This window comes from Saccharothrix longispora (assembly GCF_030852425.1).
Classification (GTDB): Bacteria; Actinomycetota; Actinomycetes; order Mycobacteriales; family Pseudonocardiaceae; genus Actinosynnema; species Actinosynnema longispora.
Window position 1 is genome coordinate 61894 of the sequence record NZ_NSDM01000023.1, and the last position, 23303, is coordinate 85196.

A 23303-nucleotide genomic window follows, 5' to 3' on the forward strand; every position below is an offset into this window, starting at 1 on the left:
GGGTGCGGTGCCGCGCGGAACCGGCCGGAGCGCGACCGGGTGGCGCTACAGGTACTTCCTGAGCTCCCGCTTGGCCAGCGACATGCGGTGGACCTCGTCGGGGCCGTCGGCCAGGCGCAGGGTCCGCGCGGAGGCCCACAGCTCGGCCAGCGGGTAGTCCTGGCTCACGCCGCCCGCGCCGTGCGCCTGGATGGCCTTGTCGAGGACCCACTCGGCCATCAGCGGCGTGCCGATCTTGATGGCCTGGATCTCGGTGTGCGCGCCCTTGTTGCCGACGGTGTCCATCAGCCACGCGGTCTTGAGCACCAGCAGCCGGGCCTGCTCGATGCGCACCCGGGACTCGGCGATCCACTCCTGCACGACGCCCTGCCGCGCGATGGGCTTGCCGAAGGCGACGCGCGACACCGCGCGGCGGCACATCAGCTCCAGGGCGCGTTCGGCGATGCCGATCAGGCGCATGCAGTGGTGGATGCGGCCGGGGCCGAGGCGGGCCTGGGCGATGGCGAAGCCCTCGCCCTCGCCGGCGATGAGGTTGTCGGCGGGCACGCGGACGTCGTCGAACACGATCTCGGCGTGGCCGCCGTGGGAGGCGTCGGTGTAGCCGAAGACGTGCATGCCGCGCTCGACGCGCACGCCCGGCGTGTCGCGCGGGACGAGGATCATCGCCTGCTGGCGGTGCCGTTCGGCGTCGGGGTCGGTCTTGCCCATCACGATGAAGATCGCGCAGTCGGGGTTCATCGCGCCGGAGGACCACCACTTGCGGCCGTTGACCACGTACTCGTCGCCGTCGCGCACGATGCTGGTGGCGATGTTGGTGGCGTCGGAGGAGGCGACGTCGGGTTCGGTCATGCAGAACGCGGAGCGGATCTCGCCGTCGAGCAGCGGGCGCAGCCACTGCTTCTTCTGCGCGTCCGTGCCGAACATCGCCAGCACCTCCATGTTCCCGGTGTCGGGCGCGGCGCAGTTGAGCGCCTCCGGGGCCAGGTGCGGGCTGCGGCCGGTGATCTCGGCCAGCGGCGCGTACTGGAGGTTGGTCAGGCCGGCGCCGTGCTCGGCGTCGGGCAGGAACAGGTTCCACAGGCCCTGGCGGCGGGCCTCGGCCTTGAGGTCGGCGAGGACGGCGGGGCGCGCCCACGGGTCGGCGGCCTCGGCGAGCTGGCGCGCGGCGACGGGTTCGGCCGGGTACACGTGCTCGTCCATGAACCGCAGCAGCTTCTCCCGCAGTTCCCCGGTCCTGGCGTCGTAGGCGAAGTCCATCAGCGCTCTCCTGCGGTCGCGGCGAGTCCCTGCCTGACCAGCGGCAGGGTGAGGTGGCCGATCTGGTCGAACCCGGCGCCCACGGTCTTGCCCCGGGTGAAGCGGAAGTGGATGCCCTCCAGGATCACGGCGAGCTTGAAGTAGGCGAACGCCGTGTACCAGTCCAGGTCCGTGACGTCGGCGCCGCTGCGCTCGGCGTAGCGCCGCACCATCTCCCCGGCGCCGGTGAAGCCGGGCAGCGTGGGCACGGTGCCGGTGACGGGGTCGTCCTCGCGGGCGCCGATGCCGTTCCAGTACACGCACAGCAGGCCGACGTCGGCGAGCGGGTCGCCGAGGGTGGCCATCTCCCAGTCCAGGACGGCGCTGATGTCGACGGGGTCCTCGGTGACGAGCACGTTGTCGAGCCGGTAGTCGCCGTGCACGATCGTGGCGCGGGCGGAGCGGGGGACGGTGGCGCCGAGCCGGTCGCGCAGTTCGTCGATGCCGGGCAGCTCGCGGCTGCGGGAGGCGTCGAGCTGCTTGCCCCAGCGGGTGACCTGGCGGGTGAGGAAGCCCTCGGGGCGGCCGAAGTCGGTCAGGCCGACGTCGGCGGGGTCCACGGCGTGCAGGTCGGCCAGCACGTCGACGAGCCGGTCGGACAGGGCGCGCGCCTTGTCCGGGGTCAGCCACGGGCACTGGTCGCGGTGGCGCAGTGCCTGGCCGGGGACCTCTTCCATCAGGTAGAACGGCGCGCCGATGACGTCGGTGTCCTCGCACAGCAGCTCGACGGCGGGCACGGGCACAGCGGTGCCGGCCAGTGCGGAGATGACGCGGTGCTCGCGGGTCATGTCGTGCGCGGTGGCGAGCACGTGCCCGAGCGGCGGGCGGCGCAGCACCCAGCGGTGCGCGCCGTCGGTGACCCGGTAGGTGAGGTTGGACCGGCCGCCGGGGATGAGTTCGCCGGTCAGCGGGCCGGTGCCGAGGTGGGCGGCGAGCCGGCCCAGGTCGAGTCCGGGCAGCTCCGGGGTGGGCAGCTCCGGGGTGGGCAGCTCCGGACCGGACTGGCCGGGGGCGGGTGGTTCGGTCATGCGGCGGCTCCCCTGAGCTGGTCGATCACGGCGCGCGTGGACTCGGCGTCGGTGTGCCGGTGCGCGTGCATGCCCACGGCGCGGGCGCCCTCGACGTTGACCGGGGCGTCGTCGAAGAAGACGCAGCGGTGGGCGGGCAGGCCGAGCCGGTCGAGGGTGTGCTCGAAGATGCGCGGGTCGGGTTTGCGCAGGCCGATGCGGCCGCTGATCACGATGGTGTCGAACAGCTCCAGCAGCAGCTCCTCGGGGTAGCCCTCGCCCCAGCTGTTGGACAGCAGCGCGGTGGTGATGCCGTCGGCGCGCAGCCCGCGCACCAGGTCGACCATCGCGGGGTCGGGGTGGGCGCTGCCGAACATGCGGCGCAGCAGCCCGGTGGAGGCCACCTCGCGGCCGTCGAGGGTGACCAGTTCGGCGGCGAGCAGCGCCTCGAACTCGTGCGTGGTCAGTTCGCCGGTCTCCAGGCGGAACACGGGGTTGTCGGGGGCGGCGTCGCGCCCCATCCAGCCGCGCACGGTGGCGCCGTAGCGGTCCCGGTCGATGTTCTCGCTGGTCAGCCAGTCCTCGATGAAGGCGGGCACGGAGACCGTGAGCACACCGCCCCAGTCCAGCACCACCGCGTCGATGCGCCGTTCGTCCACGCCGCGAGGGTACCGACCGGTCGGTATGGAGGCAAGCCGTGTTTTCCGCGCCATTTCCGGAAAACGTGAACACCGCGTTCATGTTTGACAATCCGGCATTTCCGCGGGCATTCTCCCCGCACAGGTCCGAGTACCTTCGTCAAGCCCCTCACCAGGGCTTATCCGTGATGTCCGGAGGATTTCCATGCCGATTCTCGTCACCGGGGCGACCGGGACCGTCGGCGGCGCCGTGGTGCGCCGACTGCTCGCCGCGGGCCACGAGGTCCGCGCCCTGACCCGCGCCCCCGCCGCCGCCCGCTTACCGGCCGGGGTGGAGGTGGTCGCGGGTGACTTCACCGACCCGCCGTCCCTGCTCCCGGCGCTGCGCGGTGTCGAGCGGGTCCACCTGGTGTCGATGGAGGGCGACGGTTCCGCGATCGTCGACGTCCTGCGCGAGGCGGGCGTGCGGCGGCTCACCCACCTGGGTCACGACGACCCGGGCCGCACCGACGACGACCCGCTGGAGTCCTGGCACCGGGCGTTCCACCGGGCGATCGAGTCGTCGGGCATCGGGTGGACCCACCTGTTCCCCGGCGAGTTCATGGCCAACACCCGGGAGTGGGCGCCGTCGATCCGCGCGCGGCGCGTCGTGCGCGCGCCGTTCGGGGACTGGAACAGCGCCATGGTCCACGAGGACGACATCGCGGCGATCGCCGTGCGGGCGCTGCTGACCGACGGGCACGAGGGCCGCACCTACCGGCCCACCGGTCCGGCGCCGGTGCGCCGGCGCGACGCGGTCCGGCTGATCGGCGAGGCGGTGGGCAGCCCGGTCCGGTTCGTGGAGCTGAGCCCCGGGCAGGCCCGCGAGCTGTGGCGCGACGTGTACCCGCCGCAGGTGGTGGAGTGGTTCCTGGAGATGGGGCGGTCCCCGGAGGGCAACACGTGGGTGTCCCCGGACGTCGAGGAGGTCCTGGGGCGGCGGGCGCTGACCTTCGAGCGGTGGGCGCACGACCACGCCGCCGACTTCCGCTGAACCGACGGTCCCGCCGGCCGGGGTCAGGGAGTGGTGGGGTCAGGGTGCGGCGGGGTCGGGTGCGGCGTTGCGCAGCCTGATGCCGCTGAACCCGAGGGTGCCGGTCGTGGCGCGTCGCCAGAACGGCCACAGGTCGGTGGTCAGCCGCAGTTCGATGCCGGCCTCCTCGTGCAGCGCGAGCAGGTCGCCGACGGGTTCGGCGTCGCCGAGCGGTTCGACGGGCACGGTGGCGACGTGGGCGTTGGGCGGGTCGCCGAACGGCCGGAACGCGGCGGCGTCGAACCGGTAGGCGTAGAGGCGGGCGGTGCGCAGGCGCTCCAGCCAGCCGTACTCGATCACGTGCACGCGTTCGGCGCCCAGCCAGGCCCGGTCCTCGGCGCTGGCGCGGGGCCCGGTCCACACCAGCGCGCGCGGGCACTGGCGGGGGAACCAGTAGTCGGGGGCGCGGTCGTGGTCGACGGCCCACACGTAGGCGTCGGGTTGGCGCGCGGTGCGGGCGACGTGGGGCTCGAAGCGGGTGATGGTCGGGTCTTCGGAGAAGTGCAGTACCTGTCCGGGCGCCGGTCGCATGGCCGTGATCCTCGCGGGCGCGGGGACGGCCGCGCCACCGTGACACGACCGGGTCCGGTCCCGGCAGGCGGTACGGGGGACGTGCCGGGCGTCGGTGACGACGCCCGGCACGTCCCCGTACCGCGTGTCCGCCGTGCCGGCCGCCGGGTCAGGCGTCGATCTCCCTGCGGCCGGTGTCGGCGTTGCCGATGGCGATCCTGCGCGGCTTGGCCTTCTCCGCGACCGGGATGCGCAGGGTGAGCACACCGGAGTCGTAGTCGGCGCGGATGTTCTCGGCGTCGAGGGTGTCGCCGAGGAACAACTGCCGCGAGAACACGCCCAGCGGCCGCTCGGAGACCTGCATCTCGACCTCGTCGGTCCGTCGGTTCGGGCGGCGCTCGGCCTTGACGGTGAGCACGTTGCGCTCCACGTCCAGCTCGATCGCGTCCGCCGGGACGCCGGGCAGGTCGAACTCGACGACGAACTCGTCGCCCGCGCGGTAGGCGTCCATCGGCATGGACGTCGGCCGCGACCACGTGCCCGGCCCGGAGAAGAACTGCTGGGCCAGGCGGTCCAGCTCCCGGAACGGGTCGGTGCGCATCAACATCGGGAACACCTCCTGTTTGGTCTGGTCAATGCGCTGCACCACCAGTTCTACCACGTCGTCACTCCGTTGACAACCCCTCGTGTCGTCAGTAGGTTGACCGCATGGCGAGCGGCGACTACGAGAACATCCGGCACGCGGTCGAGGGGGACGACGTCGGCGTCGGTCAGGTGCTGACCGCGCTGGTCCTGCTGCGGCGGCTGCGCGAGGAGCTGGCCGCGTGGGAGCCGCAGCTGATCGCCTCCGCGCGGGCGATGGGCACCAGTTGGGCGGAGCTGGCGCCGGCGCTCGGGTTGGCCAGCAGGCAGGCGGCCGAGCGCCGCTACCTGCGGTTGCGACCGTCGGAGGGCGACGACACGGCGGAGGGTCGGGTGCGCGCCGAGCGGGACAGGCGGGCTGCCGACCGGGCGGTGGGCCGGTGGGCGCGGGAGAACGCGGGCTCGCTGCGCAGCCTGGCCGGCCAGGTCGGCCGGGTGGACGTGGTGGTGCGGCGGGCGCTGGAGGTGGACGACGTCGTCGCCCTGGTCGCGCCGCTGGTGGAGTCGCTGGGGCGGGTGCGGGTGGAGGACCCGGAGCTGGCGCGCGAGATCCAGGCGGTCAGCGACCGGGCCGCGGAGGTGCGGCGCGACACGCAGGTGCTGCGCGACAACCAGTCGCGCCGCTGACCGCCCTCCGGTCCCGGGCCACGAGGTCCCGGCAGGTCAGGTGGTGGGCAGGGTGCGGGAGAGGAACGCGGTGGTGAGGTCCCAGGCGGCGGCCGCGGCGGCCGGGTCGTGGAACCGGGGCGCGACGTCGTTGTGGAAGGCGTGGCCCGCGTCCCGCTGGACGTGCACCTCGGCGCCGGGGTGGCCGGCGGCGGCGTCGACGACCCGCTGCACCGCCGCGCGCGGGATGTAGGGGTCCTGCCCGCCGAAGTGGAACTGGATCGGGCAGGTCACCCGGTGCAGCTCGCCGATCCGGTCCGGGACGCCGGAGCCGTAGAACGACACGACCGCGTCGGGTCCGTCGGCGACGGCGGTTTCGTAGGCGATCGAGCCGCCGAGGCAGAAGCCCAGCACGCCGGCGCGCCCGCACCGCTCGCGCAGCCGGTCGAGGGTGGCCAGGACGTCGGCGACACCGAGGTCGAAGTCGAAGCGGGAGGCGACGTCCATGGCCGCGGCGACGCCGGCGTCGTCGTGCTCGCCGACCCAGCCGGGGGCGGTGCGCCGGAACAGTTCGGGCACGGCGACGACGTAGCCGAGCGCGGCGAGGTCGGCGGCGACGGACCGGAGGTAGTCGTCGAGGCCGAAGATCTCCTGGACGAGCACCAGGCCGGGGCCGTGGCCGGTGGCGGGTTCCCACAGGGGGACGTCGAACGGGCCGTCGGCCGCGTGGATCTTCACGGCACCACGGTTACCACGCCGGTGCGGCCGTCGACCTCGACCGACACGCCCAGCGGCAGGGTGAGCTGGCCGGCGCAGTGGCCGAAGGGCACGTCGGCGACGACGGGCACGCCGAGGTCGCCGAGACGGTCGGCCAGCACGGGCGCGGCGTTCCCGCAGCCCGTCCAGGAGCCGAGCACGAGGGCCGCGACGTCGTCGAACCAGCCGGTGCGCCGCATGCCGGTGAGCATGCGGTCGAGCCGGTAGGGCTCCTCGTCGACGTCTTCGAGCAGCACGACCGCCCCGGCCGGGGGCGGGGTGTCGAAGAGCAGGCTGAGGTTGCCGCCGAACGCGGCGCCGCGGGCCACGCCGGGCGTGTGGCCGGTGCCGTGCCAGCCGGTGACGCCGGTGAACAGGGCGCGGCGCAGGTGCTCGCGCGCGGCGGTGTCCTCGACGAACGCCCTGGTACCGATCATCGGCCCGAACCAGGTGGCGTGGCCGGCGGCGTGGAAGCGGGTGTGCAGGGCGGTGATGTCGCTGGAGCCGGCGAACACCTTGCGGTGCGCGCCGACGGCGGCCCAGTCGACGAGGTCGACCGCGCGCAGGCTGCCGTAGCCGCCGCGGGCGCACAGCACGCCGGCCACGTCGGGGTCCAGCCAGGCCCGGGTCAGGTCGTGGGCGCGGTCGGCGTCGGTCCCGGCCAGGTAGGGCAGGTCGGGGTGGGTGTCGCGGGCGTGCGGGGCGGGTTCGACGTCCAGGTCCCACGTGCGCAGCAGCGCCAGGCCCGCGTCGAGCAGTGCGGGGTCGACGGGGCCGGCGGGGCTGACGACGGCGACGCGGTCGCCGGGCCGCAACAGCGGGGGGCCGCTCCGGGGGGACGGCGGCGGGCTCACCGGCGCAGGTCCAGGACGGGCACGCCGGCGGGGGTGAAGCCGAGGACCTGCCCGTAGAAGGACAGCTCGGCCTCCAGGGCGGCGACGATGGTCGCGGCCTTGCGGAAGCCGTGCTGCTCTCCTTCGAAGGTCAGGTAGGCGTGCGGGACGCCGGTGCCGTCGAGGGCCGCGGCGAAGCGGTCGGCCTGGTCGGGCGGGCAGATCTCGTCCTCCAGCCCCTGCAGGAGCAGCACGGGTCCGGCCAGGTGCTCGACCCGGTGCGACGGCGAGCGCTCGGCGTAGCGGTCGGCGGTGGCGGGCCAGGGCCCCACCAGCCCCTCGACGTAGCGGGACTCGAAGTCGTGGGTCTCGCCGCCCTCGCCGGTCCAGCCCCGCAGGTCGAGGATCGGGAAGGCGATCACGGCGCAGCGGTAGGTGTCGACCGTGGTCATCGACGCGGCCGCGGTCCAGCCGCCCGCGCTGCCGCCGCGGATGGCGAGCCGGTCGCCGTCGGCGGTGCCCTCCTCGGCGAGGGCCCTGGCGACGGCGGCGCAGTCGGCGACGTCGACGACGCCCCACTGCTCGCGCAGCCGTTCGCGGAACGCGCGGCCGTAGCCGGTGGAGCCGCCGTAGTCGACGGCCACGACGCCGATGCCGCGGCTGGTGAGGTAGGCGATGTCGGCGTCGAGGACGGGCGCGCTGCGGCCGGTGGGACCGCCGTGGACGTGCACGACGTACGGCGGCTTCTCGCCGTCGGGCGCGGCGAAGTCGGGGTTGGTCGGCGGGTAGACGTGGGCGGGCACGTCGCCGTCGGGTCCGGTGACCACGCGCTCGACGGGCACGGGCAGGTACTCGGCGGGCAGGGTCGCGCCGGACCGGGTGTGCTCGGTCAGCTCGCCGGTGGACAGGTCCAGCGACACCACGGCGGCCTCGGTGCGCGGGCCGGCGGCGCTGCTGACGAGCACGCCGTCGTGCACGGCCAGGTGGGCGTGCCACACGGGCAGGTCGACGTCGATGTCGGTGACCGTGCCGCTGCGCTCGTCGAGCACGGCGGGCGCACCGGAGCGCAGCACGGCGTAGCGGCCGCGGTCGATGGCGGCGAACCAGCGGTTGCCCAGCCGCCACATCGGCCCGCCGAGCTCCTCGCGGCACGGGGCGAGGTTGACGGCGGTGCCGTCGAGGCCGATGCGGAACAGGTTCCACCAGCCGTCGGGGTCGGTGAGGACGAGCAGGTCGTCGCCCTCCCACTCGACCTGGCACACGGCCTCGTCGGGGCCGCCGGCCAGCACTCGGTGGGTGTCGGAGCCGATCTCGGCGACGCACAGCTCGGAGCCGTCCCACGGCATGCGCGGGTGGTCCCAGCCGATCCAGGCCAGCCGGCGGCCGTCGGGCGAGACGCGGGGGCCGGTCATGAAGTGGTGGCTCGCCGCGAGCACGCGCACCGGGGAGCCGTCCAGCGGCACGGCGACGAGGTCGCGGCGCACGTCGGTGCGGGCGTCGCCGGTGACGGTCTCGCGCACGCACCACACCTCGGTGTGGCCGGGGCCGGCGGTCAGGTCGGCGTAGCGCAGGCCGTGGTGGCGCTCCGGCTCGGCGGTGATCGGCCGGGGCCGCGGGTCGTCGGGGTCGAACAGGTGGATGCGCTGGTCGCCCCAGTCGGTGAAGGCCATGCGCGTCCCGTCGGGGGTGTCGAGCACCACCCAGGGGCGTCCGCCGTACTCGTGGACGCGGTTGCGCACGTTCCACGGGGGCGGCAGCAGGTCGTGCCCGTCGCGCACCAGCGCCACCCGCCCGCCCTCGGCGGGGCGCCCCTCGGCCCACCAGGGCACGCCCCGGTGCAGGTCGACCCAGTGCGGGCCCCCTCCGGCCGCGGCGGCGTCGGCCGCGCCGATGGGCGATGTCCACGTTCCGTACGGTGCGATCGTCACCACGGGGGCGACCCTATCCGGGCGCCGGCGGGGCCGGCCGGCGACGATCGGCGCGGGACGCCGGCGGGCCGCGAACACCGGGGCGGGTCTGCCGATCTTGCCCGCGTGGCCTAGGGTCGTCGTTGTCATGGCACGCGTCATCCACGTATTCCGCCAGCCCGACCGGTTCGTCGCCGGCACAGTCGGGCAGCCTGGCGAGCGCACGTTCTACCTGCAGGCCTCCGAGGAGGCCCGGCTGGTCAGCGTGGCGCTGGAGAAGCAACAGGTCGCCGTACTCGCCGAGCGCATCGGCTCGCTGCTGGAGGAGGTGAACCGGCGGTTCGGCGCGGAGGTCCCCGAGGCGGCGCCCGACGACCTCCGGGACACCGAACCCCTCTCGGTGCCGGTCGAGGAGGAGTTCAAGGTCGGCACGATGGGGCTGGGCTGGGACGCCGAGTCCCGCGCGGTCGTCATCGAGCTGCTCGCGATCACCGAGGAGGAGGTCGACGAGGCGGTGGTCCTCGACGACACCGAGGAGGGCCCGGACGCGGTCCGGGTGTTCCTGAGCCCCGGTGAGGCGCGGGCGTTCGCCGAGCGCGCCGAGCGGGTGGTGAAGGCGGGCCGCAAGCCGTGCCCGCTGTGCTCGGAGCCGCTGGACCCCGAGGGGCACGTCTGCCCGAGGCAGAACGGCTACCGGCGCTCGGACGAGGGCTGAGCCCGGGGTGCGACCTGGTGACGACGGCGCGCTCGACCTGCTGGAGCACGGGCGCATCGAGGTCGAGGGCCGGTTGGTGGACGCCTCCAACGCGACCCTGTTCTGCGCGATCAGCCTGGACGGCGTGAGCGCGCAGTGCGTCTACAAGCCGGTGCGCGGCGAGCGCCCGCTGTGGGACTTCCCCGACGGCACGCTGGCCGGCCGCGAGGTGGCGACCTACCTGGTGTCGCAGGCGTCGGGCCTGCACCTGGTGCCGCCCACGGTGCTGCGGGCGGGCCCGTTCGGGTCGGGCATGGTGCAGCTGTGGGTGGAGACCCGCGAGGACGACGACCTGGTCGACATCGTCCCGGAGGACGAGGTGCGCGCCGGGTGGCGGCCGGTGCTGCGCGCGCACGACCGCTACGGCGAGCCCGCGGTGCTGGTGCACGCCGACCACCCGCGGATGCGGCTGATGGCGGCGTTCGACGCGGTGGTGAACAACGCCGACCGCAAGGGCGGGCACGTGCTGCACGCCACCGACGGCGCGGTGTACGGGGTGGACCACGGCATCTGCCTGCACGTCGAGGACAAGCTGCGCACGGTGCTGTGGGGCTGGCTGGGCGAGCCGCTGCCGGAGGAGGCGGTGGCGGCGCTGCGGCGGCTGTGGGAGTGCCTGGACACCGGTCTGGGCGAGCGGCTGCACGAGCACCTGACGCGCGCGGAGGTGCGCGCGCTGACCGTGCGGCTGGAGAAGCTGCTGGCGGCGGGGGCGTACCCGGAGCCGTCGGACGACTGGCCGGCGATCCCCTGGCCCGCGTTCTGACCGGACCGGCGCTCCCGACGACCGGCCGTGCCCGGTGTTCACCGGCCGTGTGCCCGCGGCGTCGTCCGGTCGGCGGGGGCGGGGGGCGGTAACGTCGCGGGCCGTGCGATCACATGATTACGGCCGGGACGTGCTGTCGGGGCGCAAGCGCAGGGTGGTGCCGGAGGTGGCCGCCGAGGTCGGACTGGTGGTGGAGGACCCGGCGTCGGGGTTCTGCGGCGCGGTGGTGGGTTTCGAGCACGGGCAGGTGGTGCTGGAGGACCGCGCCGGCCGGCGCCGGCTGTTCCCGCCGCGCCCGGCGGCGTTCCTGCTCGACGGGCGGCCGGTGACGCTGACCCGGCCCGCACCCGCCGCGCCGGCGGCGCCCGCCCGGTCGGCGTCGGGGTCGGTGAAGGTGGCGGGCCTGACTGCCCGCACGGCGCGCGACAGCCGCATCTGGGTGGAGGGGCTGCACGACGCGGAGCTGGTGGAGCGGGTGTGGGGGCACGACCTGCGGGTGGAGGGCGTGGTGGTGGAGCCGCTGGACGGGGTGGACGTGCTGGCGGAGCGGATCGCGGAGTTCGGCACCGGTCCGGGCCGGCGGCTGGGGGTCCTGGTGGACCACCTGGTGGCGGGGTCGAAGGAGTCGCGGCTGGTGGCGGGGGTGCGCGACGAGCACGTGCTGGTCACGGGCCACCCCTACGTCGACGTGTGGCAGGCGGTGAAGCCCGCGGCGGTGGGCATCGCGGCGTGGCCGGTGGTGCCGCGCGGGGTGCCGTGGAAGGAGGGCGTGTGCGCGGCGCTGGGCTGGGGCGAGCCGTGGGAGGGGTGGCGGCGGGTGCTGGCCGGGGTGTCGGGGTTCCGCGACCTGGAGACGCCGTTGATCGGCGCGGTGGAGCGGCTGATCGATTTCGTGACCGAGCCGGTGGCGTGAAACCCGGCGGAGGTACCCCCGCGAGTGCGACAATGGCCGTGTGGCCGCGCTGATCTGGTTGATCCTCGGTGTCGTGCTGGTGGCCGCCGAGGTCCTCTCGGGCGACTTCGTGCTGGTGATGCTGGGGCTGGCGGCGTTCGGCGCCGCGGGCTCGGCGGCGTTGGGCGCGGACGTGGTGGTCAGCGCGATCGTGTTCGGCGTGGTGTCGCTGGGCCTGGTGGCGGGTGCGCGGCCGGCGATCCGGCGGCGCCTGGAGCTGGGCCGGGGCCACCGTTCGGGCGTGGAGGCCCTGGTGGGCGGCACCGCCGTCGTCGTGTCCACTGTGGACGGCCATGGCGGTAGGGTGCGGATCGGCGGCGAGGTGTGGTCGGCGCGGTCGTTGGACCACGAGGTGATCGAACCCGGCGCCGAAGTGACTGTTGTCGAGATCTCGGGCGCGACCGCGGTGGTGCTGTCCGGGGCCTGAGCGGAGGCTGGAGACTTGACCACGACGTTGATCGTCATCGCGGTCCTGGTGTTGTTCGTGCTCGTCGTCATGGTGAAGGCGGTCCTGGTGATCCCGCAGGCCACGGCCGCGGTGATCGAGCGGCTGGGCCGCTACCGCACCACCGCGGCGCCGGGCCTGAACATCCTGGTGCCCTTCTTCGACCGGGTGCGGGCGCGCATCGACCTGCGCGAGCAGGTGGTGTCCTTCCCGCCGCAGCCGGTGATCACCAAGGACAACCTGACCGTGTCGATCGACACGGTGGTGTACTTCCAGGTCACCGACCCGCGCGCGGCGGTCTACGAGATCTCGAACTACATCGTGGGCGTGGAGCAGCTGGCGACCACGACGCTGCGCAACCTGGTGGGCGGGATGAGCCTGGAGGAGACGCTGACCTCCCGCGACGAGATCAACAACCAGCTGCGCGGGGTGCTCGACGAGGCGACCGGCCGCTGGGGCATCCGGGTGGCGCGGGTGGAGCTCAAGGCGATCGACCCGCCGCCCTCGATCCAGGACTCGATGGAGAAGCAGATGCGCGCCGACCGGGAGAAGCGCGCGATGATCCTCAACGCCGAGGGCCAGCGGGAGGCGTCGATCAAGACCGCGGAGGGCCAGAAGCAGTCGCAGATCCTCTCGGCGGAGGGCGCGAAGCAGGCGTCGATCCTCGCGGCGGAGGCGGAGCGGCAGTCGCGCATCCTGCGGGCGCAGGGCGAGCGGGCGGCCCGCTACCTGCAGGCGCAGGGCCAGGCCAAGGCGATCGAGAAGGTGTTCGCGGCGATCAAGGCGGGCAAGCCGACGCCGGAGGTGCTGGCCTACCAGTACCTGCAGACGCTGCCGCAGATGGCGCAGGGCGACGCGAACAAGGTGTGGCTGGTGCCGTCGGACTACGGCAAGGCGCTGGAGGGCTTCGCGCGCATGCTGGGCGCGCCGGGCGAGGACGGGGTGTTCCGCTACGAGCCGTCGGCCGAGGAGCCGCCGGCGTCGCGCCCGGAGGAGGACGACGCGTCGGTGGCGGAGTGGTTCGACACGGCGCCGGACCCGGCGGTGGCCGAGGCGGTGCGCGCGGCGGAGGCGGTGGCCCGCAAGGAGGTGCCCAGCCCGCTGGCCGAGCCGCCGGCCCCGTCGCTGGGGCGGGGCGCGGACCCGGCCCGGGAGCTGGGCGGTCCCGCCGCTCCCGGTGGGGGTGTCGCGGAGCAGGCCGGCCCGCCGTACGCGTGACGGCGGTCTTGACCGGGTAGTGATCTTGACCGCATTGACGGGGGCGTCGGCCGTGTGGCCGGCGCCCCCGCGTCGTGTTTGCGGTGGTGGGCCGGATGCGGGGCGTGCGGTGGAGCGCACGGCCGGTGACGGCGGGTGCGGTTGGATGGCGTGGTGCACGCCTTGACCGGTCGCGCGGCGACCGCGCTGACCCGCCCGGACCTGCCCTGGGCGGCGCGCTGGCAGGAGTTGGCCGCGGTGGTGGCGGGGCTCTCGGAGCTGGTCCTGGCCGGCCGCGGCGCGCGGGTGGTGGCGCAGGAGTTGGCGGAGCTGCTGGTGGACGCGGTGCCGCGGCACCGGCCCCACCGGGCGCGGTTGACGGAGCTGGTGGACCGGGTGGTGGACCTGCACGCGGTGGCGTGCGCGGACGACCCGGCGGCGCCGGAGGAGTTGGCGCGGTGGCTGCTGCACCTGCAGACGGGGTTCGCCGAGCCGCCGGAGGTGCGGTTGGCGCCGTACGCGGCGGCGCTGGGGGCGGAGGGGCTCGAGCGCTACCGGTCGTGGGTGGTGGAGCGGTTCGAGCGGCTGCCGGTGATCGGGTTCGGGCGGACCGGCCGCTACGACCGGGAGCGGTGGGCGTTGCTGCGGGTGGTGGAGGAGCTGGCCGAGCACACCGGTGACGTGGACCTGCAGGTTCTGGTGCTGACGCGGGACCTGTCGTCGGGCTGGCACTACCTGCGGGTGGCGACGGTGTTGCGCGACGCGGGCCGCTCGGAGGAGGCCGTGGAGTGGGTGGAGCGCGGCGTGGTCGCGACGCGGGGGCGGGGCTCGGCGGGGCCGTTGGTGGACCTGGGCGTGGACGAGTGCCTGCGGGTGGGGTGGGCGGAGCGCGCGGTGGGGTTGCGGCTGCGCGTGCTGCTGGAGCACCCGACGGCGGGGGCGTGGCACCGGCTGCGGGTGCTGGCGGCGGGCACGGTGGGGTGGCCGGGGGTCCGGGAGCGGGCGGTGGCGGCCCTGGCGCGTGACGGCGACCTGCCGGAGTGGGTGTCGGAGCAGGTGCCGGAGCCGGGCCGCTGACCCGGGTTCCCGGCGCACCCGCTCCTGGTGGTCAGTAGCCGGGTGGCCGGCGGTCGGCCCAGGGGCGGGCGCGTTCGAGTTGTCCGGCGGCGGTGAGGATCGTGGTGCCGGCGTCGGGTGCGGCGACCAGTTGCACGGCGAGCGGCAGGCCGGTGCGGGTGTGCCCGGCGGGGACGGCGGCGGCGGGGTTGCCGGTGATGTTCCACAGCGGCAGGAACGCGGTCATGCGGGCGGCGGCGAGCAGGGCGGCGACGGTGGGGCGGCGGTCCCACTCCCCGATGCGCAGCGGTGGGCGGGTGAGCACCGGGGTGAGCAGCAGGTCGTGGTCCTCGAAGAGGCGGTTGGCGTGGCGGGTGAGGCCGTCCTGCCGGGCGAGTGCGGCGCGCACGGCGGCGCGGGGCAGGGAGCGGCCGAGGGCGGCGACGGCGCGGGTGCGGCGGTCGAGCCGGTCGGGGCGGTCCAGTCGTGCCTCGGCGGTGGCGGCGGCGTGCAGGTAGCGGGCGGCGAACCCGGCGGAGCCGCTGGTGGCGCGCAGGTCGGGGTCGGTGCGGGTGACGTCGTGGCCGAGGTCGGAGAGCAGGCCGGCGGTGTCGAGGACGGCGTCGCGGACCTCGGGGTCGACGCCGATGGCGGTTCCCCAGGGGCGCAGGGACACGGCGATGCGCAGGGTGCGGGTGTCGGTGACGGCGCGGGTGTGGTCGTGGCCGGGGGCGAGGACGTCGAGCAGCAGGGCGGCGTCGCGGACGTGGCGGGTGACGGGGCCGGCGACGACGAGGCCGCCCCAGGTGTCGTGGTCGCCGTCGAGGGTGACGTGGTCGCGGCGGGGTTTGAGGCCGAACAGGCCGGTGCAGGCGGCGGGGATGCGCACGGAGCCCGCGCCGTCGGTGCCCACGGCGGCGCCGACGAGCCCGGCGGCGACGGCGGCGGCCGATCCGCCGCTGGACCCGCCGGGCGAGTGGTCGGGCGACCACGGGTTGCGGGTGGCGCCGGCCCAGGTGGACTCGGTGTGCGGCCACAGGCCGAGTTCGGGCATGCGGGTGCGGCCGACGAGGACGGCGCCGGCGGCGCGCAGGCGGGCCACGACGGGGCTGTCGGCGGGCGCGGCGGTCTCGACGGCGGCGGTGCCACTGGTGGTGGGCAGGCCCGCGACGGCGAGGTCCTCCTTGACGGCGACGGGCACCCCGAGCAGCGGCGCGTGCTCGCCGCGGGACAGGCGGGCGTCGGCGCGGTCGGCGTCGGCGAGGGCGCGCTCGGCGAACACGGCGCGGAAGGCGTTGAGCCGCCGGTCGTGGCGGTCGATGCGGCGCAGGCACTCGGCGACGAGGTCGCGGGCGGTGAGCGCGCCGGAGCGCAGCAGTTCCGCTTGGCCGGCGGCGCCGGCGAAGCACGCGTCGGTCGGGTCCATGGTGCGAACACTAGGGCAGGGGCGGCCGGGTGATCCGGTGACGCGCGCGGCGGCGCGGCACGGGCGGCAGCGGTCGGCGGCGTCGTGGCGGGCGGGGCCGCGTTCGGCAGTGCGAAGCCGGTCGGCGCGGGAGCGGTCGACGCCGGGGCGGCGGGGGCCGGCGGCGCGGGCGCGGCGGACGTCGTGTCGGACGTGGTGGCGGGTGTGCGCGGCGGCGGGGTGTGCGCGGGGTCGGCGCTCCGGGCGGGGGCTGGTCGCGGCGTCGGTCCGGAGGCGGTGACGGGGCGTGCGCCCCCCGACGCGGGCGGTGGGGGCATGATCGGGGGTATGTCGTCGTGGCTGGTGCCGGTCGCCGTCGTGCTGGTCGTGGTGTGGGTGGGTGTGCGGCACGTGCGGATGGTGCGCGCGGAGGCGCTGTTGGCGGAGCACGCGCGCAGGCGGGTGGGGCCGGAGGCGGTGGCGCCGTCGCCGGTGTCGGTGTGGCGGGAGGCGAACCGGCTGTTCCGCGCGGGCGAGGCCGAGGGCCTGCTGCTGCTGGCGGAGATCGGCAGGCAGGTGCCGCGGCGTCGACAGGACGTGGTGGACACGTGGTTGGCGGCGTTGCGCGGCGGGGTGGCGCGCGGGTTGGACGCGTCGTGGCGGCGCGACGTGCAGCGGGAGCTGGTGGGGCACCTGCGGCCGGGGGAGGACTTCTGGCCGGGGATGGACGTGGTGGCGCCGGGGGCGATCCTGGTGGACTTCGACCTGTCGGGCTGCCGGGTGGGGCGGGTGGACCTGACGGGCGCGGTGTTCGTGGGCGACGCCCGGTTCGCGGCGACGACGGTGACGGGGGACGCGAGCTTCGCGGCGGCGCGGTTCCTGCGGCACGCGGTGTTCACCGACGTGCTGTTCGCGCGGTCGGCGACGTTCGCGCTGGCGGTGTTCGCGGGCAACGTGTCGCTGCGCTCGGCGCAGGTGGCGCGGTCGCTGGTGGTGACGCGGGCGAAGGTGTCGGGCCGGGCGGAGTTCTCGGGCGCGGAGGTGACGGGGTCCGCGGACTTCCGGCACGTGCGGTTCGGGGGGCGGGCGTTGTTCGCCGACGTGGTGTTCCAGCAGGACGCGCGGTTCGGGCACGCCTGGTTCCGGGGTCGCACGGACGTGGGGTCGGCGTTGATCGGCGAGGAGGCGGAGTTCGACCACGCCCGGTTCGGGCGGCGCGTGCCCGCCGCGGAGGGCTGAGGACGCCTCCGGGGGTCAGCGCGCGCGGTGGTGGGCGACGTGGACGCGGTTGGCGCAGCGGGTGGTGCAGTAGCGGCGGCGGCCGTTGCGGGAGGTGTCGACGTAGACGGTGGCGCAGCCGGGTCGGGCGCAGCGGCCGAGCCGGTCGGGGTCCTCGCACAGGAGGTGGGCCAGGCCGGCGGCGGTGAACGCGCGCACCCGGTCGGGGGTGGGCGCGTCCTCGGGGGCGAAGTGCAGGTGCGGCGGGCGGTCGTCGTGGGTGGAGACGTAGGGCTTGGCGGCGGCCTCGGCGAGCAGGGCGTTGACGAGGGCGACCCGGTCGGGGGCGGGGTCGAAGACGGGGGAGAGGCGGGCGGCCCAGCGCAGCAGCTCGCGGGCCTGGTGGGCGTCGAGGGCGCCGACGGGTCGGTAGTCCTGCTCGCGCAGCAGGGCGAGCAGGGTGTCGGCGTCGGCGTGGGGGTCGGAGGCGGCGGTGTTGACGAGGGCCGCGGCGAGTTCGGCCGCCGCCCCGCCGTAAGGGTTGAAATGCACTGAACCATGACATCACGCTGGTGGGCGTGAACACCGGATGCCCCCGCTGCGGTTGGCCCGCCGCCGACCCCGCCTACCCCGTCTCCTCCCACGCCACGGCACGCGCGGTGGTCGACTACGTGCGCTGCGTGTGCGGGTTGTGGCTGGTCGTGGAGTCGGGACGGGTGGTGGCGGCGGCGGGAGCGGCCGGTCCGGGGGCGGGCGCCGAGGTCGGCTAGGGTCCCGTGCCCATGGGGCGTCGGGACTTGCTGTGCGACTGCGCGATCTCGGTGCTGGCCGCCGAGGGCGGGCGCGGGTTGACGCACCGCGCGGTGGACCGGGCGGCCGGGGTGCCGCAGGGCACGACGAAGAACTACTTCCCCTCCCGCGACGCGCTGCTGGCGGCGGCCGCGGGGCGGATGGCGGCGCTGCACGCCGAGGCGGTGCGCCGGTTGCGCGAGACGACGCCGGACGACATCTCCCCGGCGGAGGTGGCCGAGCTGTACCCGGCGCTGCTGCGCCGCGCGGTGGCGGGCGACCCGACGCAGTTGCTGGCGATGGCGGAGCTGTACCTGGAGGCGGTGCGCCGGCCGGGGGTGCGCGAGGCGCTGGGGCGCATGGCGGTGTCCAACGCCGAGGCCTCGGCCGGGTTGCACGCCGCGGCGGGGTTGCCGAGCACGGCGCGCGACGCGGGGCTGCTGGACGCCTACTTCCTGGGTGTCGCGGTGTCGGTGCTGGCGCTGCCGCCGGAGGTGCTGCGGCGGGTGGGCCTGGACGACCCGTACGCGCTGGGCCTGGGCCTGTTCCGGGCGGCGGTGCCGGACGCCGCGCCGGAGCCGACCCGGGGTTCGACGACGGGCGGGCCGGCTGCCGGCGGGTCAGCCGCCGGCGGGGACGAGGGGGCGCACGCCGGTGACCGAGACCGCGGTGGGCGCGGTGGGGTTCGCGCCGCAGCTGACGGGACGGGCGGGTAGCTCGCGGGTGGTGACGGCGACGTGCCAGGCGCGGCCGTCGTCGTGCCGCACGGTGACCCCGTGCGGCGTCTCCCCGACCACGGCGAGGGCGTCGCGGTGCTCGCCGGTCAGCTCCCGCACCGCCAGGTCGGCGACCTGCCCGGCGGGGCCGTGGGTGGAGCGGCCCCGGCAGCGGTCGGTGACGACGTGCCCGGCGGCGGCGCGGTCGAGCAGCAGGCGGGCGAAGTCGGCGTCGAGGCGGCCGTAGGTGTAGCCGGTGGGCAGCAGCACGCCGGTGGGCGCGAAGCGGTGCCCGCCGGTGTGGGTGCACTCCCACACGGCCTCGCCGCGTTCGGCCGCCAGTTCCCCGGCCAGGGGCCGGCCGAGCAGGGCGCAGCAGGTGTCGCGGCGGCTGTTGGCGCACACCAGCAGCACGGGGTGCGCCGCCGGGGAGCCGAACCCGGTGTCCTCGCCCCGCGCGAGGGCGCCCAGGTCGAGGTCGAGCAGCCCGGCGGGGTCGACGACGTGCCCGGCGCTCAGGCGGGACGCGCCGGGGGCGGTGGTGGCGAGGTAGACCCGGCGCGGCGCGCCGGGGGCGTCGGTGTGGCGGCCGGGTCGGCGGATGAGCAGGACGCGCACGCCGGCGTCGGCGGCGCGGCGGGCCAGTTCGGCGCCGATCGCGGGGTCGAGGCGGCTCTGGGTGAGCGCGTCGCGCCCCCAGGGGCCGGGTTGCTCCAGGGCCAGCCACGCCGCGGCGGTGGCGGCGGTGCCCGCCTGGGGGTCGTCGAGGGTCGCGGAGATCGCGGCACAGCGCGGCTCGGTCACGTTATTAGGGTGCCCTTTGTTGGCCGTCCGAGTGACACCGCCCCCCGTATTCACCCTTACGAGCCCCGAAGGTGACGCAACGTGAACGTTCGCGGGTGGTGGACACCCCTGCCCCCGCACACCCCCGTCCCGCTAGGTTCGCCGCATGGTGATCACACACACGGCCGCGGGCACCGCGTCCACCGTGCTCCCACCGACGAACCCCACGGGACGGGTGGTGCTGGTGTGGCACCTGCTGGGCGAACCCGGCACCCCCGACACCATGGCCGCGACCCTCCCGCTGCACGGCGTCGACGCCTGGCGCGTCTACCCGGCGCTGCCCCTCCCCGACACCGCCATGACCCCCGAACGCTACGCGACGCTCGTGCGACGCGCGGTCGACGAGGCACCCGACGTGCTGGCCGCCCTGCCCGACTGGGACGGCACCGCCGTCGACGTCGTCGGCGGCTCGGCCGGCGGCCACGTCGCCCTGCTGACCGCCGCGCGCGCCACCGTGCCCGTGCGGCGCGTCGCCGTGGTCAACCCCGCCGTGACCCTGCACGCCGTCGTCGACGCCTCCCTCGACCAGGGCGCCCTGCACCACCACGAGTGGACCGACGACGCGCTCACCGCCGCCGAACCCCTCGACGTCCTCGCCCACGCCCCCCGGATCACCGCCCCGCTGCTGGTGCTGCGCGGCGAGCACGAGTACCCGGCGTTCCGCCCCGCGCAGGACGCCCTGGTCGCCGTCGTGCCCGACGCGCGACTGGTCGAGATCCCCGACCTCGCGCACATGCTCGTCACCCGCGTCGACGACGTCGACCGGGAGGTGACCCGATGGCTGGCCTGATCGTGGTGACCGGCGGCAGCCGGGGCATCGGCGCCGCGGTCGTGCGCCGCGTCGCCGCCGACGGCCACCGCGTCGTGCTCGGCTACCGCACCGCCGAACAGACCGCCCACGCCCTCGCCGAGGAGGTCGGCGGACTGGCCGTGCGCGCCGAGGTCTCCGACGAGCACGACGTGGACCGGCTCTTCGACACCGCCGCCGGCCTCGGGCAGGTCACCGGCGTCGTCGTCAACGCCGGCATCACCAGCCCCGTCGGCCCCCTCGCCGACCTGCGCACCCACGACCTGCGCCGCGTGGTCGAGGTCAACGTGGTCGGCGCACTGCTGTGCGCCCGCCGCGCCGCCCGCGACCTCACCCGCGGCGGCTCCATCGTGTCGCTGTCCTCCGCCGCCGCCACCCTCGGCAGCCCGGGGGAGTACGTGCACTACGCGGCCAGCAAGGCCGCCGTCGACGCCATGACCGTCGGCCTGGCCAAGGAACTCGGACCACGCGGCATCCGCGTCAACGCCGTCGCCGCCGGCACCGTGCGCACCGACATCCACGCGCTGTCCGGCGTCCCCGACCGCCCCGACCGCGTCGCCAAGGCCATCCCGCTGGGCAGGCCGGGGGAGCCCGACGAGATCGCGCACGCCGTGGCGTGGCTGCTCTCCGACGCCGCCTCGTTCACCACCGGGGCGGTCCTGCGGGTCGCCGGAGGGCTGTGAACACCGGAGGGCTGTGAACACCCGCACCCCGACCCCACCCGGAGCCACGAGCCCGCCCCTACCCGCGAAGGGCCCACCGTGCACGACGCACACCACCTCGTCAGATCCACCACCACACCGCTGCCCGCACCCCTCGTCCCCGAGATCACCCTGCACACCGCCGACGACGTCATCGCCCTCTGGCACACCACCGGCACCCCCGAACCGCCCTTCTGGGCCTTCCCCTGGGCAGGCGGGCAAGCCCTCGCCCGCCACGTCCTCGACCACCCCCACCTCGTCGCCCACCGCCGCGTCCTCGACCTCGCCTGCGGCTCCGGCCTCGTCGCCATCGCCGCCGCCCTCACCGGCGCCCACGTCACCGCCAACGACATCGACCCCCTCGCCGCCGCGGCCACCACCCTCAACGCCGCCGCCAACCACGTCACCCTCGACACCACCACCGACGACCTGCTCGACACCCACCCCGACGTCGACGTCGTCCTCGCCGGCGACGTCTTCTACGACCGCGACATGGCCGCCCGCTTCACCGGGTTCCTCCTCGCCGCCCACCACCGCGGCGCCCTCGTCCTCGTCGGCGACCCCCAACGCAGCTTCGCCCCCCGCGACTGGACCCGCCTCGCCACCCACCCCGTCCCCGTGTCGCGCGACCTCGAAGGCGTCGACGTCAGGAACACCAGCATCTGGACACCCGGTCCCCACCAGCCCGGCCCCCACCACGCCTGACCCGCACCCCCGGGATCACCGCCGCCGCGCGAACCGGTTCGTCGCCGCCACCACCGCCTCCGCCATCCCCGGGTCCGACGCCGCGTGCGCCGCCCCGCGCACCACCACCAACTCCGCGTCCGGCCACGCCCGCGCCAACTCCCACGCCGTCCACAACGGCCCCTGCATGTCCAACCGCCCGTGCACCAGCACTGCCGGGATGCCGCGCAACCGCCCCACGTCCCGCAACACCCGACCGTCCTCCAACCAGCACCGGTGCGCGAAGTAGTGCGCCGTGATCCGCGCGAACGCCGTCAACCACGCCGGGTCGGCGTAACGCGGCCCCGGCCGCCAGTCCGGGTCCAGCGACACGATCGACGACTCCCAGTCCGTCCAGTCCACCACCGCCTTCGCCCGCACCGCCGGGTCCGGGTCGTCGAACAGCGCGTGGTACGCCGCGACCAGGTCCACCGCCCCCTCCGGCGCACCCGCCCGGAACCGCGCGTGCTCCTCCGGGAAGAACATCCCCAACCCGTGGTACAGCCAGTCCAACTCCGCGTACCGACCCGTCGTCACCGCCACCAGCACGACCTCCGACACCCGGTGCGGGAACAGCTCCGCGTAGTGCAGGCCCAACGTCGACCCCCACGACCCGCCGAACACCATCCACCGCTGCACACCCCGGTGCTCCCGCAACAACTCGATGTCCGCCACCAGGTGCGCCGTCGTGTTCACCGACAGGTCCGTCGAGAACTCCGCCGCGTGCGGCACGCTGCGCCCGCTCCCGCGCTGGTCGAACAGGATGACCCGGTACGCCTCCGGGTCGAACTGCCGTCGCATGCCGGGGGAGCAGCCCGTACCCGGACCGCCGTGCAACCCCACCACCGGCTTCCCGTCCGGGTTCCCCGACTCCTCCCAGTACACGAGGTTCCCGTCACCCACGTCCAGCATCCCGTGCGCGTACGGCTCGACCTCCGGGAACAACGCCACGACCCACTCCCTCCACCAGAAACAACAGCACTGTTACATTAGGGGAGTGGAGCAACGCCATTTCCTCGGCACCCGCCTGCGACACCTCCTCGACCAACTCGACGGAGACGTCGCCCGCGTCTACACCGACCTCGGCCTACCGGGCTTCCGCCCCCGGTACACACCCGTCATCCGCATCATCGCCACCCACGGACCCCGATCCATCCGCGACCTCGCCACCACCATCGGCGTCACCCACTCCGCCATCAGCCAGACCGTCAACCAGATGCACCGCGACGGCCTCGTCGAACTCCACCCCGGCGACGACGCCCGCCACCGCATCGTCCACCTCACCCACCACGCCCGCACCATCCTCCCCACCCTCGACGCCGAATGGCACGCCACCACCGCCGCCGCCCGGCAACTCGACGCCGAACTCCCACACCCCCTCGGCGACCTCGTCGACGCCGCCCTCAAAGCCCTGGGGGAGCGCCCCATGCGAGACCGCATCCTCGACCACCTCGCCCCACCACCTCACGAGCCGTAACGCGCCACCAACTCACGCCCCAACCGACCCAACTCCGCCCGCACCGCAACCCCGCCCGGCTCCACCACCTCCACCAACCCACCCCACCCCGCCAACACCTGCGCGACCATCAACGGAGTCGACGCACCCACCCGAACCCGAACCCGACCACCACCCACCGACCCCACCACCCCGCAATGCCGCCCGAAC

The 23303-nt window shown here is 75.2% G+C and carries 28 protein-coding genes; 15 read left to right on the plus strand and 13 right to left on the minus strand.

Features of this window, described 5'->3' with window-relative positions; translation table 11 throughout:
• Positions 1 to 45: 45 nt before the first annotated feature.
• Genes CKY47_RS34090 through CKY47_RS34100 form a run of 3 tightly spaced genes read right to left on the minus strand, consistent with a single transcriptional unit; the run spans position 46 to position 2962 of the window.
• Positions 46 to 1257 carry an acyl-CoA dehydrogenase family protein gene (locus CKY47_RS34090; protein WP_306750488.1) on the minus strand — a complete coding sequence of 404 codons (1212 nt, stop codon included), beginning with the start codon at positions 1255 to 1257 and terminating at the stop codon, positions 46 to 48.
• On the minus strand, positions 1257 to 2270 hold the full coding sequence (locus tag CKY47_RS34095; RefSeq protein WP_306750512.1) for a phosphotransferase family protein: 1014 nt from the start codon (positions 2268 to 2270) through the stop codon (positions 1257 to 1259). The genes CKY47_RS34090 and CKY47_RS34095 overlap by 1 nt, the downstream gene beginning before the upstream one ends.
• Positions 2271 to 2320: 50 nt before the next feature.
• Positions 2321 to 2962, minus strand: coding sequence for an HAD family hydrolase (locus CKY47_RS34100; RefSeq protein WP_306750489.1), 642 nt, complete (start codon positions 2960 to 2962; stop codon positions 2321 to 2323).
• Between the two features lie 184 nt (positions 2963 to 3146).
• Here CKY47_RS34100 and CKY47_RS34105 point away from each other — a divergent pair, with 184 nt between their 5' ends.
• A complete protein-coding gene (locus tag CKY47_RS34105) occupies positions 3147 to 3974 on the plus strand; it encodes an NmrA family NAD(P)-binding protein (RefSeq protein WP_306750490.1) in 828 nt (275 codons plus the stop codon).
• A gap of 39 nt (positions 3975 to 4013) precedes the next feature.
• On the opposite strand, the gene CKY47_RS34110 is transcribed toward CKY47_RS34105, so the two are convergent.
• Positions 4014 to 4544 carry a DUF6886 family protein gene (locus CKY47_RS34110; RefSeq protein WP_306750491.1) on the minus strand — a complete coding sequence of 177 codons (531 nt, stop codon included), beginning with the start codon at positions 4542 to 4544 and terminating at the stop codon, positions 4014 to 4016.
• 148 nt (positions 4545 to 4692) lie between these two features.
• Positions 4693 to 5130 carry an Hsp20/alpha crystallin family protein gene (locus CKY47_RS34115; RefSeq protein WP_306750492.1) on the minus strand — a complete coding sequence of 146 codons (438 nt, stop codon included), beginning with the start codon at positions 5128 to 5130 and terminating at the stop codon, positions 4693 to 4695.
• A gap of 101 nt (positions 5131 to 5231) precedes the next feature.
• On the opposite strand from CKY47_RS34115, the gene CKY47_RS34120 reads away from it, so the two are divergent.
• The gene (locus CKY47_RS34120; RefSeq protein WP_306750493.1) at positions 5232 to 5792 is read left to right on the plus strand and encodes an HSP18 transcriptional regulator; all 561 of its coding nucleotides are present in this window, start codon (positions 5232 to 5234) and stop codon (positions 5790 to 5792) included.
• A 36-nt stretch (positions 5793 to 5828) separates the two neighbouring features.
• Here CKY47_RS34120 and CKY47_RS34125 read toward each other — a convergent pair whose 3' ends face one another.
• The 3 genes from CKY47_RS34125 to CKY47_RS34135 are packed head-to-tail and all read right to left on the minus strand — an operon-like array spanning position 5829 to position 9291.
• Positions 5829 to 6509 (minus strand): dienelactone hydrolase family protein, encoded by a 681-nt coding sequence (locus CKY47_RS34125; RefSeq protein WP_306750494.1) that lies wholly within the window; start codon positions 6507 to 6509, stop codon positions 5829 to 5831.
• Positions 6506 to 7381 (minus strand): S66 peptidase family protein, encoded by an 876-nt coding sequence (locus CKY47_RS34130; protein WP_306750495.1) that lies wholly within the window; start codon positions 7379 to 7381, stop codon positions 6506 to 6508. The genes CKY47_RS34125 and CKY47_RS34130 overlap by 4 nt, the downstream gene beginning before the upstream one ends.
• Positions 7378 to 9291, minus strand: coding sequence for a dipeptidyl-peptidase 5 (locus CKY47_RS34135; RefSeq protein ID WP_306750496.1), 1914 nt, complete (start codon positions 9289 to 9291; stop codon positions 7378 to 7380). Before CKY47_RS34135 ends, CKY47_RS34130 begins: the two co-directional genes overlap by 4 nt.
• Before the next feature lie 124 nt (positions 9292 to 9415).
• Here CKY47_RS34135 and CKY47_RS34140 point away from each other — a divergent pair, with 124 nt between their 5' ends.
• From CKY47_RS34140 to CKY47_RS34165, 6 genes are all read left to right on the plus strand, one after another.
• Positions 9416 to 9982 (plus strand): DUF3090 domain-containing protein, encoded by a 567-nt coding sequence (locus tag CKY47_RS34140; protein ID WP_306750497.1) that lies wholly within the window; start codon positions 9416 to 9418, stop codon positions 9980 to 9982.
• A 7-nt stretch (positions 9983 to 9989) separates the two neighbouring features.
• Positions 9990 to 10784: an SCO1664 family protein gene (locus tag CKY47_RS34145; RefSeq protein ID WP_306750498.1), complete on the plus strand. Its 795-nt coding sequence runs from the start codon at positions 9990 to 9992 to the stop codon at positions 10782 to 10784.
• 103 nt (positions 10785 to 10887) lie between these two features.
• The gene (locus CKY47_RS34150) at positions 10888 to 11697 is read left to right on the plus strand and encodes a DUF3097 domain-containing protein (RefSeq protein WP_306750499.1); all 810 of its coding nucleotides are present in this window, start codon (positions 10888 to 10890) and stop codon (positions 11695 to 11697) included.
• 40 nt (positions 11698 to 11737) lie between these two features.
• Positions 11738 to 12163, plus strand: coding sequence for an NfeD family protein (locus CKY47_RS34155; RefSeq protein ID WP_306750500.1), 426 nt, complete (start codon positions 11738 to 11740; stop codon positions 12161 to 12163).
• Positions 12164 to 12232: 69 nt separating this feature from the next.
• Positions 12233 to 13399, plus strand: a complete 1167-nt coding sequence (locus CKY47_RS34160; RefSeq protein WP_306750513.1) for an SPFH domain-containing protein — start codon at positions 12233 to 12235, stop codon at positions 13397 to 13399.
• Positions 13400 to 13552: 153 nt separating this feature from the next.
• On the plus strand, positions 13553 to 14455 hold the full coding sequence (locus CKY47_RS34165) for a hypothetical protein (protein WP_306750501.1): 903 nt from the start codon (positions 13553 to 13555) through the stop codon (positions 14453 to 14455).
• Positions 14456 to 14486: 31 nt separating this feature from the next.
• Here CKY47_RS34165 and CKY47_RS34170 read toward each other — a convergent pair whose 3' ends face one another.
• Positions 14487 to 15860, minus strand: a complete 1374-nt coding sequence (locus CKY47_RS34170) for an amidase family protein (protein WP_306750502.1) — start codon at positions 15858 to 15860, stop codon at positions 14487 to 14489.
• 84 nt (positions 15861 to 15944) lie between these two features.
• Here CKY47_RS34170 and CKY47_RS34175 point away from each other — a divergent pair, with 84 nt between their 5' ends.
• On the plus strand, positions 15945 to 17078 hold the full coding sequence (locus CKY47_RS34175; protein ID WP_306750503.1) for a pentapeptide repeat-containing protein: 1134 nt from the start codon (positions 15945 to 15947) through the stop codon (positions 17076 to 17078).
• A gap of 15 nt (positions 17079 to 17093) precedes the next feature.
• On the opposite strand, the gene CKY47_RS34180 is transcribed toward CKY47_RS34175, so the two are convergent.
• The gene (locus CKY47_RS34180; RefSeq protein WP_306750504.1) at positions 17094 to 17609 is read right to left on the minus strand and encodes a CGNR zinc finger domain-containing protein; all 516 of its coding nucleotides are present in this window, start codon (positions 17607 to 17609) and stop codon (positions 17094 to 17096) included.
• A gap of 26 nt (positions 17610 to 17635) precedes the next feature.
• Here CKY47_RS34180 and CKY47_RS34185 point away from each other — a divergent pair, with 26 nt between their 5' ends.
• Together CKY47_RS34185 and CKY47_RS34190 are read left to right on the plus strand one after the other, a co-directional pair.
• On the plus strand, positions 17636 to 17827 hold the full coding sequence (locus CKY47_RS34185; RefSeq protein ID WP_306750505.1) for a hypothetical protein: 192 nt from the start codon (positions 17636 to 17638) through the stop codon (positions 17825 to 17827).
• A 12-nt stretch (positions 17828 to 17839) separates the two neighbouring features.
• Positions 17840 to 18562, plus strand: a complete 723-nt coding sequence (locus CKY47_RS34190; protein ID WP_306750506.1) for a TetR/AcrR family transcriptional regulator — start codon at positions 17840 to 17842, stop codon at positions 18560 to 18562.
• Here CKY47_RS34190 and CKY47_RS34195 read toward each other — a convergent pair.
• Complete coding sequence (locus tag CKY47_RS34195; RefSeq protein WP_306750507.1) at positions 18467 to 19366, minus strand: ferredoxin family protein; 900 nt, start codon at positions 19364 to 19366, stop codon at positions 18467 to 18469. The two genes, CKY47_RS34190 and CKY47_RS34195, sit on opposite strands and share 96 nt — an antisense overlap.
• A 145-nt stretch (positions 19367 to 19511) precedes the next feature.
• Between CKY47_RS34195 and CKY47_RS34200 the strand changes: the two genes are divergently transcribed.
• The 3 genes from CKY47_RS34200 to CKY47_RS34210 all read left to right on the plus strand — a co-directional run bounded on the left by CKY47_RS34200 (position 19512) and on the right by CKY47_RS34210 (position 21619).
• Positions 19512 to 20195, plus strand: coding sequence for an alpha/beta fold hydrolase (locus CKY47_RS34200; protein WP_306750508.1), 684 nt, complete (start codon positions 19512 to 19514; stop codon positions 20193 to 20195).
• Entirely contained in the window at positions 20183 to 20896 is a 714-nt protein-coding gene (locus CKY47_RS34205; protein WP_306750509.1) for an SDR family oxidoreductase, read from the plus strand. Before CKY47_RS34200 ends, CKY47_RS34205 begins: the two co-directional genes overlap by 13 nt.
• Before the next feature lie 78 nt (positions 20897 to 20974).
• Complete coding sequence (locus CKY47_RS34210; protein ID WP_306750510.1) at positions 20975 to 21619, plus strand: class I SAM-dependent methyltransferase; 645 nt, start codon at positions 20975 to 20977, stop codon at positions 21617 to 21619.
• A gap of 15 nt (positions 21620 to 21634) precedes the next feature.
• Here the strand turns inward: CKY47_RS34210 and pip are convergent, their stop codons facing one another.
• Positions 21635 to 22582, minus strand: a complete 948-nt coding sequence (gene pip / locus CKY47_RS34215; RefSeq protein WP_306750514.1) for a prolyl aminopeptidase — start codon at positions 22580 to 22582, stop codon at positions 21635 to 21637.
• Between the two features lie 52 nt (positions 22583 to 22634).
• On the opposite strand from pip, the gene CKY47_RS34220 reads away from it, so the two are divergent.
• Positions 22635 to 23114, plus strand: a complete 480-nt coding sequence (locus CKY47_RS34220; protein WP_306750511.1) for a MarR family winged helix-turn-helix transcriptional regulator — start codon at positions 22635 to 22637, stop codon at positions 23112 to 23114.
• Here the strand turns inward: CKY47_RS34220 and CKY47_RS37235 are convergent.
• The gene (locus tag CKY47_RS37235; protein ID WP_442638276.1) at positions 23102 to 23284 is read right to left on the minus strand and encodes a WCX domain-containing protein; all 183 of its coding nucleotides are present in this window, start codon (positions 23282 to 23284) and stop codon (positions 23102 to 23104) included. The genes CKY47_RS34220 and CKY47_RS37235 overlap by 13 nt on opposite strands.
• Positions 23285 to 23303: the final 19 nt, after the last annotated feature.

What these genes read in the sequence shown, in the direction of transcription:
- CKY47_RS34190 (WP_306750506.1), top strand. Translation starts at nt 17,840, where the DNA reads ATGGGGCGTCGGGACTTGCTGTGCGACTGCGCGATCTCGGTGCTGGCC.
- CKY47_RS34170 (WP_306750502.1), bottom strand. Translation starts at nt 15,860, where the DNA reads ATGGACCCGACCGACGCGTGCTTCGCCGGCGCCGCCGGCCAAGCGGAA.
- CKY47_RS34200 (WP_306750508.1), top strand. Translation starts at nt 19,512, where the DNA reads ATGGTGATCACACACACGGCCGCGGGCACCGCGTCCACCGTGCTCCCA.
- CKY47_RS34090 (WP_306750488.1), bottom strand. Translation starts at nt 1,257, where the DNA reads ATGGACTTCGCCTACGACGCCAGGACCGGGGAACTGCGGGAGAAGCTG.
- CKY47_RS34205 (WP_306750509.1), top strand. Translation starts at nt 20,183, where the DNA reads ATGGCTGGCCTGATCGTGGTGACCGGCGGCAGCCGGGGCATCGGCGCC.
- CKY47_RS34160 (WP_306750513.1), top strand. Translation starts at nt 12,233, where the DNA reads ATGGTGAAGGCGGTCCTGGTGATCCCGCAGGCCACGGCCGCGGTGATC.
- CKY47_RS34110 (WP_306750491.1), bottom strand. Translation starts at nt 4,544, where the DNA reads ATGCGACCGGCGCCCGGACAGGTACTGCACTTCTCCGAAGACCCGACC.
- CKY47_RS34140 (WP_306750497.1), top strand. Translation starts at nt 9,416, where the DNA reads ATGGCACGCGTCATCCACGTATTCCGCCAGCCCGACCGGTTCGTCGCC.
- CKY47_RS34105 (WP_306750490.1), top strand. Translation starts at nt 3,147, where the DNA reads ATGCCGATTCTCGTCACCGGGGCGACCGGGACCGTCGGCGGCGCCGTG.
- CKY47_RS34120 (WP_306750493.1), top strand. Translation starts at nt 5,232, where the DNA reads ATGGCGAGCGGCGACTACGAGAACATCCGGCACGCGGTCGAGGGGGAC.
- CKY47_RS34115 (WP_306750492.1), bottom strand. Translation starts at nt 5,130, where the DNA reads ATGTTGATGCGCACCGACCCGTTCCGGGAGCTGGACCGCCTGGCCCAG.